This is a genomic window from Victivallis vadensis, assembly GCF_003096415.1.
In the GTDB taxonomy this organism is placed as follows: domain Bacteria; phylum Verrucomicrobiota; class Lentisphaeria; order Victivallales; family Victivallaceae; genus Victivallis; species Victivallis vadensis.
On record NZ_QEKH01000013.1, the window covers coordinates 22,947 to 40,017 of the forward strand.

At 60.8% G+C, this 17,071-nt stretch carries 11 protein-coding genes; 6 read left to right on the forward strand and 5 right to left on the reverse strand.

What is annotated here, in order from left to right; genetic code table 11:
• The first annotated feature begins 3 nt into the window (after positions 1 to 3).
• Positions 4 to 264, forward strand: a complete 261-nt coding sequence (locus tag C8D82_RS09090) for a DOMON domain-containing protein (protein ID WP_133245126.1) — start codon at positions 4 to 6, stop codon at positions 262 to 264.
• Positions 261 to 725: a hypothetical protein gene (locus C8D82_RS09095; RefSeq protein ID WP_116883968.1), complete on the forward strand. Its 465-nt coding sequence runs from the start codon at positions 261 to 263 to the stop codon at positions 723 to 725. Before C8D82_RS09090 ends, C8D82_RS09095 begins: the two co-directional genes overlap by 4 nt.
• Before the next feature lie 340 nt (positions 726 to 1,065).
• Here the strand turns inward: C8D82_RS09095 and C8D82_RS09105 are convergent, their stop codons facing one another.
• Complete coding sequence (locus C8D82_RS09105; protein WP_116883970.1) at positions 1,066 to 2,145, reverse strand: GntR family transcriptional regulator; 1,080 nt, start codon at positions 2,143 to 2,145, stop codon at positions 1,066 to 1,068.
• A 229-nt stretch (positions 2,146 to 2,374) separates the two neighbouring features.
• On the opposite strand from C8D82_RS09105, the gene C8D82_RS09110 reads away from it, so the two are divergent.
• Complete coding sequence (locus tag C8D82_RS09110; RefSeq protein ID WP_133245127.1) at positions 2,375 to 3,280, forward strand: hypothetical protein; 906 nt, start codon at positions 2,375 to 2,377, stop codon at positions 3,278 to 3,280.
• Between the two features lie 754 nt (positions 3,281 to 4,034).
• Here the strand turns inward: C8D82_RS09110 and C8D82_RS09115 are convergent.
• Entirely contained in the window at positions 4,035 to 5,327 is a 1,293-nt protein-coding gene (locus tag C8D82_RS09115; RefSeq protein ID WP_133245128.1) for an FAD-dependent oxidoreductase, read from the reverse strand.
• Between the two features lie 295 nt (positions 5,328 to 5,622).
• On the opposite strand from C8D82_RS09115, the gene C8D82_RS09120 reads away from it, so the two are divergent.
• The 3 genes from C8D82_RS09120 to C8D82_RS09130 are packed head-to-tail and all read left to right on the forward strand — an operon-like array spanning position 5,623 to position 10,920.
• A complete protein-coding gene (locus C8D82_RS09120) occupies positions 5,623 to 6,648 on the forward strand; it encodes a LacI family DNA-binding transcriptional regulator (RefSeq protein ID WP_116883973.1) in 1,026 nt (341 codons plus the stop codon).
• A gap of 21 nt (positions 6,649 to 6,669) precedes the next feature.
• Complete coding sequence (locus C8D82_RS09125; RefSeq protein ID WP_207776099.1) at positions 6,670 to 7,590, forward strand: DUF1559 family PulG-like putative transporter; 921 nt, start codon at positions 6,670 to 6,672, stop codon at positions 7,588 to 7,590.
• Between the two features lie 9 nt (positions 7,591 to 7,599).
• Positions 7,600 to 10,920, forward strand: a complete 3,321-nt coding sequence (locus C8D82_RS09130) for a hypothetical protein (RefSeq protein ID WP_116883974.1) — start codon at positions 7,600 to 7,602, stop codon at positions 10,918 to 10,920.
• A gap of 43 nt (positions 10,921 to 10,963) precedes the next feature.
• Here C8D82_RS09130 and C8D82_RS09135 read toward each other — a convergent pair whose 3' ends face one another.
• The 3 genes from C8D82_RS09135 to C8D82_RS09145 form a co-directional block, all read right to left on the reverse strand.
• Entirely contained in the window at positions 10,964 to 11,545 is a 582-nt protein-coding gene (locus tag C8D82_RS09135; RefSeq protein ID WP_116883975.1) for a DNA-3-methyladenine glycosylase I, read from the reverse strand.
• A 45-nt stretch (positions 11,546 to 11,590) separates the two neighbouring features.
• Positions 11,591 to 12,139, reverse strand: coding sequence for an HD domain-containing protein (locus C8D82_RS09140; protein WP_207776100.1), 549 nt, complete (start codon positions 12,137 to 12,139; stop codon positions 11,591 to 11,593).
• Positions 12,140 to 12,366: 227 nt separating this feature from the next.
• Positions 12,367 to 17,067 carry a glycoside hydrolase family 2 TIM barrel-domain containing protein gene (locus tag C8D82_RS09145; protein ID WP_116883977.1) on the reverse strand — a complete coding sequence of 1,567 codons (4,701 nt, stop codon included), beginning with the start codon at positions 17,065 to 17,067 and terminating at the stop codon, positions 12,367 to 12,369.
• Positions 17,068 to 17,071 lie beyond the last annotated feature (4 nt).

Consider the following 17,071-nt stretch of genomic DNA (forward strand, 5'->3'; position numbering starts at 1 on the left):
GACATGATCGCACCGGTACCGGGAGCAAAATACCGGGCGGAAATCCATCCGAAAGGATGGAAGGCGGAGCTGGCGATTCCGTGGCGGGAGCTTTCCGGTTTCGACGCGAAACCCGGTGCGGTCCTCGCACTGGAACTGCGGGTGAACGACGCGGATAAATCCCATCCCCGCTGGAAGATCGATCCAGGCGACGTGGAAGACCTCTCCACCGAAGATCCTTCCAGATGGTCGCTGCTGAAACTGCAGCCGGGAAGTGAAAATTGAAAAAGACGCAATGGGGATTCCTGCTGCCGCTCAGTCTGGCCGCTTTCACGACCGGAGCGCTGGAACTTACGGTGGGACAGCCCGTACCGTGCAACGTCTTTGAAACCGGCAGCATGGTCCGGCTGCCGGTCACGGTCAGCAACAAAGCGCCGCTGGCGGGAACCCTCCGCTTTGAAGTGCGCGACAGTGGCTACCGCTTCGGCATGAAACTCTGGCTGATCAGAGAAATCCGGTGGAACCGCAAGCTGCACTGTGATCCCGGCAAGGTGATGCAGGTCTGCTGCAACCTCGGCCTGCAATGGACGCGCGCCCAGCTCGGCCAGAAAGAGCACATGGACACGGCCGAACTGATCCGGAACTATCCGGTCAACGTGGTCCTGAAGGTCGAAACCTACCCGGATGAGATGATCGACCGCGACCGCTACCCCGATATCGCCGACTTCACAAAAGTTACGATGTGATTGTAATCGGCGCGGCGCTCGCCGCCGCCCGCAACGGCGCGAAAACCCTGCTGGTCGAGGATTCCTGCATGGCCGGCGGCTGCGCGGCATGCCGGTGTTGACCCGCGAGGAGGTGATGACGGCCCGGAAATTCCCGGATGCGGTCGCCTGCCACGCCAATTACATCGATATGCACGATCCCGACGGCGGGCACGGCTGCGAAGCCGGTTCCGGCGACGCCTGCCATCCGGCGGAAGCGGATCGACGGTGCTGCTGGTCGCGGGACGCTGCATCTCCGCCGACCGTGCGGCGCTGGGCTCGACCCGCAGTCACTCCGCGCCGTACTCAAAGAGCAGGATGTCTATCTCTGAACGGGCAGCCACTCCCGGCAGGCCACGCTCAACTCCCCGGCGCGGGGCGGACGCCCGGCATGGAGGTCGAGCAGCCGCCCGACCAGAAGCCCGGCAAGCTCATCGATGCGGTTTTCCACCAGCATGCACGGGAACGGGAAACCGATCGGATTCTCGACCGTGCGGTGAACCGCTATGCGGAGCTGGTCAGGCACATTCAGTTTCCGGCGGTACAGTTCCATAGTCACGCCGGGCACCAGATTGTCGGAGAGCAGCAGCACCGAATCCGGCGGCCGGACCGCGTCCAGCAGTGTTCCGAGCGCATGCCCGGCGAACAGATCGAAGTCGTCGATTCCCGACGCCGCGGCGCATCCGCCGTCGAAACAGAGCTCATCCGGCAGCTCCACGCCGTGCCGGGCGGCAGCGGCCTGCAGCCTCCCTTTCAGGCCGCCGCCGGAGCGATGCAGCTTTCCGGTATAGATCACGCCGGCCCGCCTGCCTCCCGACAGTTTCAGCGCCAGCGCCGCCTGATCGGCGAAGCATTCTGTGAAAAATGTGACGCCGTGCGGACCGTCCTGCCCGGAAATCGCGACGAAAGGCACCGGCAGCCGCTTGAACTGCGCCGCCTCCCCGGCGGCCAGCGAACGCAGGATCACGCCCTGAATGCTCCGCTCCTTCGCCAGTTGTTCCAGCAAAGTTCGCCCCTCGCCGGAACCGGTTTCATAGATCACCTGACATTCGATGCCGTGCCGGGCGAGTTCCGCCTCGACTCCGGCGATCAGCGGCCGGGTGAACCGTTCGCCGACCAGAGTATAGTAGCTGGAAAAGTAGAACGCGACCCGGTACGGGCGCTCCCCGGCGATCACCACGGTTCCGGCGCGCGGGCGGCGGGCGATCAGCCCCTCGCGGACCAGCGCGGCAAAGGCGTGGTGCACATTCGCCTCGGCGGTCCCGAGCTGCGCGGCCAGCAGCCGCGCCGGCGGCAGCACCGCGCCGGCGGCCAGCTCTCCCGACCGGATCCGGTTCCGGTAAAAGGCGACGATCTGCGACCGGATGCTCGAACCGGCTTCAATTTTCGGTATCCTATCCATATCCGCATAGTATAGCCTCCATTCCGGGCCGATGCAATGGCGGAATCAAAATAATTACTATAATCACCATTAATATCATTGACATTGTCCCCGGAAGCGAATATAGTAGAAAAGAATCATTCCCACAACCAAAGGAGTTCACAATGATTGGTTCCGCCTGTTCCACCCCTGCGGAGATCGCCTTGCCGCCGCCCGCGTTCAAGTTGAAACCGTTCCGGGGAGAGGTGGCGTGATGCTTCTCGGAATCGCACTTCTGATCGCCGCCGGAACAAGCTGGGTGGTGCTCGGCGCGGTGATCGGCCACGCCGCCCGGCGCAATATTCCAGTCCCGTCGGTACAGGCGCTGAGCGCCGCGATCATGCTGCCGGTCAGCATCGGCGTACTGCTGATCCATCCCGACCCGGAATGCGCCCCGCACGTCCGGCTGCTGACGATGCTCTCCATTTTCGGCTCCGGCTTCCTCAACTATTTCGTGCTGAACCTGATGGGAAAGGCGATGAAGACCGGTCCGAACGGCATCGTCTGGGCGATGGTCCAATCCGCGCTGATCTTCCCGTTTCTGGCCGGCGTGATTTTCTTCGGCGTGGCGCTGACCGCGTTCCGCCTCACCGGCTTGGGAGCAATCCTCGCGGCGCTGGCCTGCTTCGGCCTCGCCCGCGACAACAACTCTACCGGCAGCGACTGGCGGCGGGCCGCCCTCTGCTCTTTTCTGCTGGCCGGGATCAACCAGAACCTCTCAAACCTCCCCAGCTATTTTCCGGAGGCCGCCGCGGTAGGCAGCGTGAGCCGCTCCCTGTCGGGCCAGCTTGGCACGCTGGCGGCGTTCCTGCTGATGCAGGGCCGCGGCCTTTTCACGCCGGAATACCGCGCCCTGCTGCGCGGCGGCGCGGTCTGGCGCTACGCCGGGTTGCTCGCCGGAGTGAATCTGGTCAGCGGTTACTTCCTGATGTACCGCGGCTTCAACCTGGTCGCGGAAGCCGGGGCGGGCGCGGTCAGCTATCCGGTTCTGGTCAGCAGCTGCATGGTCGGCTTCGCGCTTTACAGCAGCGTCGTGCTGAAAGAGAAGCTCCGCCTGCTGCCGGGCCTCGGCCTCGCGTGCGCGCTGGCAGGACTCGTCTGTATCAGTTGGAGTTAGTATATTACACCGTGTGTAAGTTTCCTGAACCGGGATTTTGCTCCTTTCGGAGCGACCAAGGCGCTTCGCCCTTGGAACCCGACCGGCAAGGTGCCGGTGCCGAATACTTGAGAGCCGGGAAAGGCTTACCGCCTTTCCCTCCAAGAGGGGGAGGCTCCGGTAGAGACAGGCAAGGTTGTACAGGAGCGGCACACCGCTCCGGTCGGCGACCGCGTCGGCTTTTTTGCCGACGCCGGGCACTCCCTGCACCTGCTGCCGCCGGAGGTCACGCTCGGAACCTCCAGATGCTAACCATCTGATGTGAAGTTACTCTGATGGAGGCTGAACTCTCCCCTGCCTTTTCATACAGGCAAGGTTCAGTAAGGCTCGTACTCAAAGATATGCTTGCCTGTGATATGACAATTGCATTGTTGCCTGACCTCGTTTTGCGTATATCGGCAGATAAACTCTTACCAGCCTCCATCAGGGTATCTGTCTATTATTTGGTCAGCATCTGGAGGTTCCGAGCGTGACCTCCGGCGGCAGCAGGCGCAGGGAGTGCCTAAAGCCTGCAAAAAAGCAGGCTTTGCGCCGACCGGAGCGGTGTGCCGCTCCTGTACAACCATGCCTGTCTCTACCGGAGCCTCCCCCCCCGGAGGGAAAGGCGGCACGCCTTTCCCGGCTCTCGTACCCGGCGCCGGCACCTTGCCGGTCGGGTTCCAAGGGCGAAGCGCCTTGGTCGCTCCAAAAGGAGCGAAATCCCGGTTCAGGAAACTTACACACGGTGTAATGTACCAGCCGCTTCAAACACGGAGAAGGGAATCCGGGCCGGTGCCGTTTTCTCCCGGACCGCCAGCGCGGCCAAGGTTCCGGCCGCCTCCCCGAGCGGGACGCAGTTGCCGGTGACCCGGTAGCTGGCATGGGCGTAGAAATCCCCCGAAATGCACCGCCCCGCCAGCAGCAGATTCGGAATGTCGCGGCTGATCAGTGCGCGCAGCGGGATGTCGTATGGGTGAAACTCCATTTTCGGCCCCACCGTGCCTCGTCCGGTTCCAGGCGTCAGAGCGTGAATATCGATGCCGAAGTTCACATGGCAGACCGCGTCGGCGTGGCGGCGCCCCTCCGCCAGATCCTGCGCCGTGACCGTATAAAGCCCGGCGGCGCGGCGGGTTTCACGCACGCCGATGCGCTCGGCGGTGCTGACCAGCCGTATCCTGTCCCACGGCGGGCCGCTGCGGCGAAGCGCGGCAACCTGCGCATGAATGGCGCGGCGCGCCTCGATCGTCGCGGCGGTCAGGTCGGCGGCGCTGGTTCCGGAAACCTGATACTGATGGCTCGCCATCAACAAAAAAAGTTCGCCGCTGAGGTGGAACAGCGACGCATCGTGATACGTCGGCGGCGCGCCGTTGGCGGTCAGCAGTTCGCGCAGGTTCGCCACCGCTTCGGCCCGCCACGTCCAGCCGTTCACGTAAGGCCGTATTTCCTCCGGCCGCACTCCCGCCAGCATCGCGATCAGCGACATCGGCTGCAACTTGCCGGTGCCCGGCTCCCCCTGCTCAAAGGAGGCGCCGGCCAGCGCGGCGATATCGCCGTCGCCGGTGGCGTCGATGAAAATCTGCGCCTTCCACGCCTCGCGGCCGGATTTGGATTCGGTCAGCAGGCAATCGATCCCGCCGGAAGCGTTCCACAACACATCGACGGCCATCGTATAGAGGCGGATGGTCACGCTCGATTCCAGACAAAGTTCTTCCAGCAGCAGTTTCATCGCCTCCGGTTCGAAGGCGAAGGCGGGCGAACAGGGCGGTTCCTCGGCCGCGCCGCGCCGGAGCAGTTCCCGCTTGAGCTGCGCGACCAGCCCGGACTTGCCGGAGTGGTCATGAATCCAGCCGAGCAGCCCGGCGGTCCACATGCCGCCGAGACATCCTCCCTGCTCCAGCAGCAATGTGCGCGCTCCGGCGCGCGCGGCGCGCAAAGCGGCGGAAACCCCGGCGGGGCCGCTGCCCGCGACGATCACATCGAACTCCCCGGCGACCGGCACCTCCCCGGCCTTTTCATGAACGAAATCCATCGCACCGTCCTCCTTTTCCGAAACAATACCGCCGCGCGGAGATTTTTGCAACCGGCAGAGGAGAAAAAACAATCGGCATAATTCCGTTCCGCCCGCTGTTTTCCGGTGATTCCGGTAATTTTTCAAAAAAAAACGGACAGGGGGTTGCTTTTTGATTCGATTTATCGTATAATATTAAGGAAAACAGTTTGCCTTACCCTGTTTCAATGGCGTTTCCTCCCGGAAAAGAGATCCCGGCGAGGTTGCAAAACAATCAGGCAAACAGTTTGCGTAAGAATAAAACAGGAAAGCTGCAATGAATCTGAAAGAGTTGGCCGCGGAATTCGGAGTCTCTCCGTCGACGATCAGCCGAGTGGTGAATCAGTCCAAGAATTTCTCCGTTTCGGCGGAATTGCGCGGCAGAATCCTCGCCCGCGCCGCGGAGCTGGGTTACGCCCCCAATCCGATGTACCAGGCGATGCGTAAAAAGGACAACCGCCAGATTTCGATCCTGTTCCCCTATCTGCTGCACATCATGGGCGGGGCGGACATTTCCAAAGGCATCGACTGTCTCAGCGAGGAGCTGTTCAGGCTCGGTTACAGCAGCCACTACCTGAGCTGCCCGCAGGAGCAGCGCCGCAATTACGGCGTGCCGCCGTGGAAAGTCGCCGGGGCCGTCGCGGTCGACGTGCGGCTGCCCGGCCAGATTGCCGAACTCGACGCCAGCGGCATCCCGTATGTTTCGCTGAACGGCATCGCCGGTCCGAACGGGGCTTCCGTGCTGGTCGACGAGCGGGCCAATACCTTTCTGCTGCTGGATTACCTGTATGGGCTCGGCCACCGCCGGATCGGCTACGTCAGCCACTACCGGTCGCGCGAAGTGGTTCACTTTGAGTTTCAGGAGAATCACTACAGCGTGGTGGAGCGGGCCGAAGCCTATCTGGAATTCTGCCGCGAACGGGAACTGATGCCGCTGCTGCCCGGCCTCGACTCCGACCACAACGCCGCCGAAACGGTTGACGGAGCGTTGGCGCAGGGAGCGACCGCTTTCGTGACCTACGCTTTCACCGATGCGCTGCGGGTGGAATACCTGCTCCGCAAGCGCGGCCTCCGGGTTCCGGAGGAGGTCAGCGTCGCCGCCTTCAACAACCCGAAGGTCGCCGCTTTCGTGAATCCGGCACTGACCTGCATCGAAATTCCGGTCGGGGAGATGGGACGTACAGCCGCCCGGCTGCTGTTGGATAAAATCAACAAAACCGGCGATCCCGCCAACGCCTCCATACGGCTGGTCGGGAAACTGCACCGGCGCGACTCCGTCGCTCCCTGCCGCCGGAAAAAATGAAATAACAGTGGAGGCCCGCAGATGAAGAAATGTTTCACCCAAATCGAATTACCGGGAAGTTCAGCTTCCCGGCACATCCCCGTCCCCGCCATGCTCTCTCCCGGATACGCCCAGTGCAAAAGCCCCAGGACCGGGAAAGCGGAAGCGGCGTGCTTCCGCCCGGAGCGGATCAATGCAAAATTTACACTGATCGAATTGCTTATTGTGATTGCCATTATCGCAATACTGGCAAGCATGCTGCTACCGGCACTGAATCTGGCACGGGAGAAGGCGCGCAGCGCCACCTGCATCAACCAGCTCAAGCAAATGGGAATGGCACATCAGATGTATTCCGGCGACAACGATGACTTCATCGCGCCGTGCCGGGTGCAGTCGGATTCGGCGGTTTCGCCGTATGGAGCGAAACAGTCGGTGCGCTGGCCTCTGGCGCTGGGACCGTATGCGCGCGAACTTTTCCTGATGAAATACCGCAAGGGCCTTTATATTCCCAACGGCGGCTTTTTCGGGTTGTGGCCGCAGGAGATGCAGCGTTATTCCGTGCCGCTCTGCCCCTCCTATACGGTCGGCTCCAGATGGCGCGACTGTCTGGGCAACGAGGTCGGCAACGACGAGGACCTCTATGAAGTCGGTTTCGGCGGCTACGGCCAGAGCATCTACCTGAGTCCGGGGTCGAATCCGTGGCTGAAGGTCGGGCGGGTCAGGCAGCCTTCGATGGTGATGATCAACAACGACAACGCGTTCGACCAGAGCGGACGCAACTGGCGGTGCAACGCGGCCCGCTTTCCGCACGCCGGAGCGCACAACTATCTGCTGGTGGACGGCCATGCCGCCTCGGCCCCCGACAAGGCGTATACCCATTGGGGAAATGAGAACGAACTGGCGCCGTTCTTCTGGTATCCGGATGCGACCCGCCCCTACAGCAACAAATACAACAACAAATAGGAGTTCCCCATGAGAGTTTTCTGTGCGGCCGCGGCGCTGCTGCTGGGCGGCCTGCCCCTTTGCGCGTCGGTATTTGAAACCGGACGTAACGGCACAATCAAAGTGGACAATACCGCTTTTGTGCAGCTTCTCCACTACGGGGAGAACTGGGTTCCCAACCGGCAGGGCGACGGCAGTTTCAATACGCAATTCACCGAGCGCGACGGAGTGCGGAGCTGGTCCGGCGTCTGGAAGCTGCGGCAATCGCCAGTGCATCCGCAATTCCGTACCGAACTGCGCACCCCGGACTCCGGCACCTTGCAACTCTCCCTTTCGCTCGACAGTCCAGAAGGGGTGCCGACCAAAGCGGCGGCGCTCGAAATCGACCTGCCGGTGCTGAACGGTGCGGGAACCGAACTGCTGCTGGACAACAAGCCGGTTCCGCTTCCGGTGAAGTTCCGGGGCGGCGTAATCGCGCAACAGAAGAACGTGCGCCGGATCGAGCTGCCGCTGGCTTCCGGGCGGCTGCTGGCGGAGCCGGAAACGCCGGTTGCTGTTCAGGTGCTGGACGTCCGCGCTTACAAGCAGGATAAATTCACGCTTCGGATCGCGCTGGAACCGCAGGCGGCCCGCCTGACACACGCCGCCCTGTCGCTCCGGCTCACGTTTCATCCCTACTCCATCTCCCCGCTGCCGCTGGAGTCCGCCGCCAATATGGGATTCGCGGACGAAACGGCCGATGACCGCAAAGGCGGCTGGACCGATCAGGGGCCGACCAACGACCTGCGCGCTCTTCCCTCCGGCAGGCTGACCGCGGGACCGGTCGCGTTCCGGATCGCCGATCCGGCCGCCAACGGCGGCAAAAGCTGCATTGTGCTGGGCGGAGGAGGACGGCGGTATTTCCCGAAATCCGCCGAGATTCCGGCGGGAGGACGGCCGCTGCGCACCTTGTTCCTGCTCCACGCGATCGCCTGGCCGCCGCAGGGCGAGGAGGAAATCGGCACGATCCGGGCACTTCACAGCGACGGCTCCGAAACGGCGGTTCCGGTGATTGCCCGGCGCGATGTGGACAACTGGTGGGCGCCCAGCCCGGCCAAAAATGCGGTGATCGGCTACAGCGGCTACAGCGCGGAAAGCCCGGTCGGGCTTTACCTCGCGGGCTTCCCGCTCCCCGGCAGGCCGGTGGAAAAGATCCGCTTTGAATCCAACGGCAAATCCGTCTGGATGATCGCCGCCGTCTCCGCCTCCCCGGATACGGTGCGGCTGCCTGCGCCGGCCGGCTTCACCCTCTACCGCAACGCCGACTGGAAACCGTTCCGGACGGAACGGGAAATCGAACCGGGCAGCGCGCTGGATTTCTCCTTCCTGCTCGACGCCCCGGCCGGAAAATACGGCGCAGTACGGACGACTCCCGACGGACACTTCGAGTTTGAACGGCGTCCCGGCCAACCGGTCCGGTTCTACGGCGCGAACCTCGTCCTGACCGCGAACTTCATGGCGCATGACGCCGCCGACCTTCTGGCGGAACGGTTCGCCAGGATCGGCTACAACGCGGTGCGGCTCCACCACTTCGACCGCGACCTGATGAACCGCAAGGCGCCGGACAGCCTGACCATGGACCCGAAAGCGCAGGAACAGTTCGACTACCTGATCCACGCGATGAAACGGCGCGGCATTTATTTCACGCTCGACCTTTTCACCCACCGCTATCCTGCCGCCGGAGAGTACCGGGAAATTCCCGATATGGAACTTGGCGACTACAAACTCGGTTGCATCTTCTCCCCCGAAGCGATGGCGAACCTGAAGGAGTTCACCCGCCGGTTGCTGACCCGCCGCAATCCCCACACGGGGTTGACGCTGGCCGAAGACCCGGCGCTGGCCGGCCTGAGCCTGGTCAATGAGAACAGCTTCATGTTCCTGTACCGCAAGGGAGCGCCGAAAATTCAGAAACTGGCCGAAGCGCAGTTCGCCGCCTGGACAAAAGCGCGAAGCCTCGCCGTCACGCCGCAGAACCGGGAAACCTTATTCCACCGTTTCCTGATCGACGCCTACCGCCGCAGCTGCAACGAACTGACCGCCTTCGTGCGCGGTCTCGGCGTCAGGGCGCCGCTGACCGACCAGAACTACATCGCCGCTCCGGAGATGACGCTGCAGCGCCGTGATTACGATTACGTGGACAACCACCTCTACTGGGACCACCCGCAGTTTCTCGGCCCCGCGTGGAGTCTGCCCGCGAAATTCAACAACTGCAGCGTGCTGAACGTCCGGCTGCTGGTGCCGAAGGCGATCGCCCCGTCGCGGGTGTTCGGCAAGCCCTTCACGGTCACGGAGTTCGACTTCTGCTACCCGAACAGCTTCCGCAGCGAGGGAGCGCCGATTTTCGGAGCTTACGCGGCGATGCAGGATTGGGACGCGGTGTACCGGTTCGCCTACTCCCACAATGCGAAATACATGCTGACCGGCGACACCACGATCACCACCTTCGACACAGTCAACGATCCGGTGCGGCTGCTCGGCGAACGACTCGGCATCGCGTTCTTCACCCGCCGGGACGTCGCCCCGTCACAGGTTTCCTATCCGGTCGCGGTGCCGGAAAATCCGTGGGACTATCCGTGGCGCGGCGAATACCCGCAGGCGGCCTGCGAACTGATGTTCTTCGGCAAGGTCGGTTCGGTCGGTTATGGAAACGGCGGGTTCAATCCGGCGCTGCCAGCGGATTCCCGGCTGGTCTATTCGCTGGACCGGGAGCTGAATTCCCGCGATACGGCGCTCCCGGTTTTCAATGCGCCCGATTTTTCCCGACTGGTTGAGGGAATGCAGGAACGCCATCTGCTCAGCCCCGGGCAGGCCGATCTGAAGCGGCAGCGTTTCCAAAGCTCCACCGGCGAACTGACCGCCGACTTCAGCCGCAAGACCTTCACCGCGGTTACTTCCCGCAGCGAGGCGCTCGTCGTTCCCGAGGGCGAAACCGTCAAAGGAACTTTCCTGTCGGCGGAGTGCCGTAAAAACTTCGCGACGGTCGGCGTGATCGCTCTGGACGGAAAACCGCTGGCCCGAAGCGGGCGGCTGCTGCTGCTTCACCTCGCCGATGTGAAAGCGGAAACGATCGCCTTCACCGCGCCGGACTGCAAGGTGATGACCTCCGGCGGCGACGGTCAACTGCTGGCCAGGCGGGCCATTGCCGGAATCCGGCTGAACGCCACCGGCTCCGGCTGGAAGCTCTACCGCCTCGCCCTCACCGGGAAACGGCTCGGTACAGTCGAATTTCAGCAGGACGAAAATGGAATCGCATTCACTGCGGATACGTTCCACAATTCCGATGTGGTATTCGCCTACGAGCTGGTGCGCTGACCATCGGAGGAAAATCATGCCGCGTTTGCGGCATGATTCTTCGTTATTTTTCCTTCGCCGCCGTTTCGCGGCAGACGAAGCAGCCGGCCAGATGGTCGTTGACCATCCCGACTGCCTGCATAAAGGAGTAAACGATGGTCGAACCGACAAATTTGAAGCCCATCTTCTTCAAATCACAGCTGATCCGGTCGGAGAGCGGCGTGGTGGCGGGCACCTCCTCCAGTCTGTTCCAATGGCCGACGATCGGCGTGTTGTCCACGTAAGCCCAGATCATCCGGTCGAAACTGCCGTGCTTCCGAACGGCTTCCAGAAAGGCTTTCGCGTTGGTGACCGCGGCACGGATTTTCAGGCGGTTGCGGATAATGCCCGGATCGGTCATCAGCTCCTGAATCTTCGCCTCATCGTAGCGGGCGATCTTCTCCGGGTCGAATCCGTCGAACGCCCTCCGGTACGCCTCGCGCTTTTTCAGCACGGTGATCCATGAAAGCCCCGCCTGCATTCCCTCCAGGATCAGCATTTCAAACAGCTTCCGGTCGTCATGCACCGGCCGCCCCCATTCGTGATCGTGGTACTCCACATAGACGGGAATATCGCCCGGCCACGGGCATCTTGTTTTTTCATCCATCAGATTTCTCCGTTCTTTTGCATAAACCGCACCGGGACTCCCACACTATTCCACCTTGAAAAGAGCACACAGCGCATCGAACCGAGCGGCCGCATCCGGGCCGAACTTCCGCATGGAACAACGGATGCGGTCGAGCGGCTTTTCCTTCATATCGCCGGATTTGGAAAAAAACTTGTCGGCAAGGCACACGAGCTTCTCCTCCAGCGTTTCCGGCAGATAATCCCGCACCGGGATCGGCAGCGCCTGCGCACGTACTTCCGCAGCGGTAATTCCGCTGCCGGTATGCCGTTCGCAGATCCGGGCGAAGGCCTCAAGGTCCAACCCGTTCGCCGCCCCGTATTCGCGCAGCATCCGCGCCCCGATCACGCCGTGGGCGATGTAAGGCTCGGAGCCTTCGCACAGAATCTTCGGGGCATCGCAGCGCCCGATGCCGATATCGTGCAGCATCGCCCCGTCCGCCGCCAGCCGCGCGTCCAGTTCCACGCCGGAATCCACCAGAATCGCCAGCGCCTTCTCCCGCACCTGTTCGCAATGCCTGACCAGCATCCGCCGCAGCGGCGTGTCCTCCGGGTAGAAATAATACAAAATCGCCAAAGCCTTTCCGCCGGCATCCGCACCATCCCGGGCTATTCCACTGTTTTCCCGATTGCAAATCATCTTTTTTCCATCTCCTGATACGTCGGCGGCAAATTCGCCGTCCTGTCCTAGAGTATCATAAGAAATGTAAATTGCAAATCAAAACAATCCACTTCCCGAAGATTTCAACCTCCGGTCAGCTCCCGAGGAAGCGGCCCGGAATGGACCGTATCGGAGCAACCGGCTTACCAATGGTAATAACGGTATGGGTCGTCGGTCGCTTCCGGCCGGTCCACATGGAAGAAGCGGCAGCTCCGGGGAACAATCCGGGGAACTGCGAGCATACCGCCAACCCCTCTCAAATCATTGCAGAGCACCGTCAAAACCTGTTTACCTGAAGACAGGAGTTCCTTCTTCAGGACAATGCTCCGATTGAAATTCCAGTAATTTTCCGGATGCGTTTGCGCTGTGACTTCGCCGGTGAAGCGGCCGTTCAGCCAAATCCACGACTCGTCGTCCACCGCACCGATCCGCAATTCGTACTCTCCGTTCCGGCAGGCTTCCGGCAGGTCGAATTCGAGCCGGTACCAGAATAAGCCGTCATAGTCGGCGTGTTCCGGGAACTGTGACTCCAAAGGCGTACCAACTTTGACGTTTTTCCACCCATCCGCCGGAGCGGTTTGCCAGCCGTTCGACTTGCCGGAATTTTCAGGGTCGAATTTTCCCTTCCAGCCTTCGGCGAGCGGAAACGAGAAATTTCCATGATTCATCCCATCAAACATCGCGAAAAAACCGGTCCGGAATTCCGCTCCGAGGTTGGCCAGCAGCCGCATCAGCAGAAAATCCGCCCGGCGGGCTGTTGTGCGTGTCGCATGCACCTTCCGGTCGAACCTCCACGGTGGAAGCTGCATCATTACAAGGATACCCCGACCGATCCGAATACTGTTCAGAGAGATTCCGCCTGTGGAATCCTTCGGAAAGCCGTCGAACCGGAGCGGATAGCGGAAGTGAAGCTCGGCATTACCGATCCCCCGGTACTCCGGCCGCTCCCCGAGTCCATCCACCCAATCGCTCATCCATTCGCCCGGGGATGCGTTTACCTCCGGGACGAACCGGGAAAGCTCCGCGCCGGTCAGGCCGCAAGCCAGAACGTTCAGCCCGCCTTGAATCCGCCTGCGCAGATTCCCCGGAACCGCTTCCCCGGGACCGAGAACGAGCAAATCACCGGAGGAGAGCTTGGCCGGATCGATTTTTTCACACACAACCCCGGTCTGCTCCAACTGTGTGCGCAGCTTTTCGTTGCCGGAATACCAGACCTTCCGTACCGGCGCCGGAGAAGTGTCGTCAAGATAACGGAGCGCCTTCGCCAGCGTCTGTTCCGCCTGCGGATCCTGAACCGTGCGGGCTGAAATTTCGAGTTGACAGAATAAAATCCGGCTTCTACCTTCCGTCATCAGCAGAAGCGGAGCGAATTGCAGATCGAATCCGCCCTGGTAAAGCGGCAGCCAATTCCCCACGCTCGGCTTCTCCGGCAGAACCGCCGCGACGTTGCCGCGGTTCCCGGAACGCCAGATGCGCCGATTGATGAAGCCGTTCCAATTTTCGGCGGGATAGCCGTGCGCGATCTCCGGCAACTCCAGATACGGCGGCAACAGCGTGGAGCTTCCGCGCCAATTTTCAAGAAGCTCCGGAAATTCCCGGCCGGCCGGAAATACGGTGCGCAGCCCCTGCGTATTGCTCCGGATTCCGATTCTGGACAGCGTCCGGGCACTCTGCTCCAGAATCAGGAGCTTCATTCCCTGTTTCAGCGCTTCCTCAAGATGCAGCGGAAACCGATCGAGGGCGTGCCTCCCGAGAATCAACAGTTCGACGTCGTCCAGTTCCGCCGTTTTCGAGACGGCCTGATAGGGGATACCCAGTTTGTCCAGCAGTGGCGCGGCCGTCCCCTCCGGATCATAAAGTCCGACTTTGCTCTGCAGCCTGACCGCCGGCGGCTGAATCGGGTGTAATGTGATTGAATCGCTCCAAAGCTCCCCATTCCCGGAACGCACCTCCGCGGTGACGGTGACGGATTCCGCCGACAGCCTGAACCGGATCGGAATTTCCGTTTTCGTTCCGGGAGCAAGGCGACAGTTTCCTGCTTCTTCCTTCGTCCCGTTCCGTTTCCACAACCAGTCAAAACTCTGCTCCTGCCGGCTGTCATTGAGGATGACAATGGATTTTTCCACGGTTTCTCCGGGAGAAAAATGCAGGGAACTTTCAGTGAAATCACCGGGCGCCCCGCCGATCCACATCAGAATCTCCCGAAAGGCCTCTTCCAGCGCCTTCCCGGTCAAAGAATATTGGTAGGTGTTGAGCGGATCGGAAAAACAGTGATTCTGAAACGCCGCCTTGTAATCCGGAACAAGCCCGGGGCACTTCAGATTCCGGAACCGCTCCGGATTCGGAACCGTGTCGGGAACGGAGGTCTGCCGGGAGTGGAAGGCAAAGCTATCCCACGGCAGAAGCGCGGAAATGCCGCGTCCCCGCAAATCCCGGATATTTTTCCACACGTAGGCGGCCCGCACCTGATCAAGCTGAGGCGATTCCGGCCAGAAAAACCAGCGCGGACGGTTACCCGACTGATTGGAAGTTACTGACTTACGCGAAAAGTACTCCCGCTTTTTCTCCTCTTGCCGATAGGCCTGTTCTCCGAGTGTTTCGGCGTTGAATTCATCGAGCCAGAAGCACTGGACTGCTTTTTGCAGCCAGATGAAACCGGGACCACGGTTGCTGCTCCAACTGGCGATGTGGGGCATCCCGTATTCCGTGAAAAAAACAGGAGCTTTGCCGTTTTTCTCCCAATCCTCAAGCCAGTCGCTCCGTTCCTGCGGCGGTGCCCAATTCTGATAGAGGTTGACGGCATGAACCGCTCCGAGCATCCCCGCGTCGTGGTGATAAACCGGACGGGTCGGATCCAGCTTCTTCAGTAATCCGTCTGCACAGAGAGCCTCCATCCTGGTTCCTGTGCAGATTCCATGCCGCTCGGGTGTGAAGCCATTGGCGATTTTCAACGGATTCTGATGATCGCTGTACCCCGCATAATTATGGGAGGTCGCCAACATCACAAGTCCGGGAAGATTCTGGTAACGGCGCAGACGGTATCCCGCGATCTTCCGAAACCGTTCCTGAAGTTCCGGATTCCCGGAGAGTCCCGGAAAATCCAGGGAACGCGGCATGGTAATAGAGGTCAGTATCCCCAGACGGGAAGTCGTTTTACGGTATGCGTCCTGATAGCAGAACGTACCGGGATTGAACGAATAAACGCTGTCGATCAGGAAATTGACGTGAAATTCCCTCATCTTTCTCACCAGCTCCGTAACGGATGCTTCATCGGCGATCGACGATGCGCCGCTGTTATCGATCGGCAGGGCGCGCAGGTGAATAATTTTACCGTTCAGCAGAAAATTCCGTCCCTCGATGCCGAACTCCCGAAAGCCGAATTCCTCCGGATAAAACCGGTCCAGAATGTGTCCCTGCAGGTCTTTGAGTGAAATCTCCACGGTATACAGATTTTCGGGAGTGTCGATATCCCAGAGCCTCGGCGCGATCCAGTCGTAAATCAGCGAAAAACGCGTACCACCTTTTCCATCGGCCATAACGGTTTTTGCAGGAAAGGTCCGCGAAAAACCATCCGGCCCGGAGACAGTCGCCTCCAGCAAATAAGTGCCGGCAACCAGCTCGTGAAAGCCGACGTCGAATTCGATCTGCCTCTTTCCGACGAAAGTCCGGATCGCCGTGTCGGAGATGCTGTGCCGGGGGGGAATTGCCTCCAGCATCGCCTCGCCACAAAGGCCGCGGTTGTCCATCTCCCGGAGTTCCGTATACGCCCGTGTTTCTCCCATATTGACGGTCAGGATGCGCGGTTCCGCTTCCACGAGGATCGCAATCTCATGTTTCCCGCCCGGCGTTACATGGGAAGAAACATCCAGTTCGCCTCCGGGGAAAAACAGGACTCCCGCCGATTTGCCGTCGATCCGGACCGCCGCTTTCGATTGGACCAGATCCAATTTCAGCAAAATCCGCCGTCCCCGCCAATCCCCGGGAATCGCAATCACGCGACGATACCATGCCGAATAAAGAGTCCGCGGCATCTTCCGCCTGATATATGAACTCAGGTAGAACGGCGTCGCACTGCCCAGACGGCTGTTGTTGCGAAGTGTGCCCGGCCAGTGACCAGGTACTTTGAACCAGCCCCAGCCGGTATCTTGCGCCGGAACGGCGGCGCTGTCTTCCTTTTGAATACAGGGGCGGAACTGCCACAGTCCGTTCAGAGAAATCTGTTCCCGGGTCGGTGTGGAGAGCCGCCAGGCATCATTGAGCGAAAACACTTCCGCCGTTGTTCTTCCGTCGGGCGGAGCCACATCGATCTCCTCGGAGGCGAGGATGACTTCAAGTTCCTTGATCTCAAGCTTTCCGGACGGACCGTAATTGATCGGGAGAAGATCGAAAAAAGCGGCGTTTGGCGGAATCGGATATGCGTCCGCATATTCCCGCCACGGATTCGTTCCGACCAGTTGGTTGGTTTTCAGGTATGGCGGGATCCGTTTCCCCGCCGCGTCGAGAAAGAAGAGGTCCAACCGTGCATTCTGCCACCCCTCTTTCCCCCGCACGCAATCGGCGGACCTCATTTTAAAGCGTACCAGCAGCACCGGGTTTTTCCAGCCGGATTCCAGGTTCGGAATCGGAATCCGGTTGTTGCACGACGCCCAGGAACTCTCCACGGAAAAAGCGGCCTTGCCGTTCTCCATCGCGGCGGAGACACCCTGAATTTTTCCTTTGAACAGGGTCGATTCGTTCAACAGATTTGCACTGTGCCTGCGGTAGGAACCGCCTCCGCACAGAATCTGCCCGGCGGAGGTGCAGAAAAACAGGCAAAGCGCCAGAAAAGTGATGACTGTTTTCATATCG

Coding starts and splice junctions, on each gene's coding strand:
- C8D82_RS09120 (WP_116883973.1), top strand. CDS start 5,623: ATGAATCTGAAAGAGTTGGCCGCGGAATTCGGAGTCTCTCCGTCGACG.
- C8D82_RS09135 (WP_116883975.1), bottom strand. CDS start 11,545: ATGGATGAAAAAACAAGATGCCCGTGGCCGGGCGATATTCCCGTCTAT.
- C8D82_RS09125 (WP_207776099.1), top strand. CDS start 6,670: ATGAAGAAATGTTTCACCCAAATCGAATTACCGGGAAGTTCAGCTTCC.
- C8D82_RS09105 (WP_116883970.1), bottom strand. CDS start 2,145: ATGGATAGGATACCGAAAATTGAAGCCGGTTCGAGCATCCGGTCGCAG.
- C8D82_RS09145 (WP_116883977.1), bottom strand. CDS start 17,067: ATGAAAACAGTCATCACTTTTCTGGCGCTTTGCCTGTTTTTCTGCACC.
- C8D82_RS09090 (WP_133245126.1), top strand. CDS start 4: ATGATCGCACCGGTACCGGGAGCAAAATACCGGGCGGAAATCCATCCG.
- C8D82_RS09115 (WP_133245128.1), bottom strand. CDS start 5,327: ATGGATTTCGTTCATGAAAAGGCCGGGGAGGTGCCGGTCGCCGGGGAG.
- C8D82_RS09130 (WP_116883974.1), top strand. CDS start 7,600: ATGAGAGTTTTCTGTGCGGCCGCGGCGCTGCTGCTGGGCGGCCTGCCC.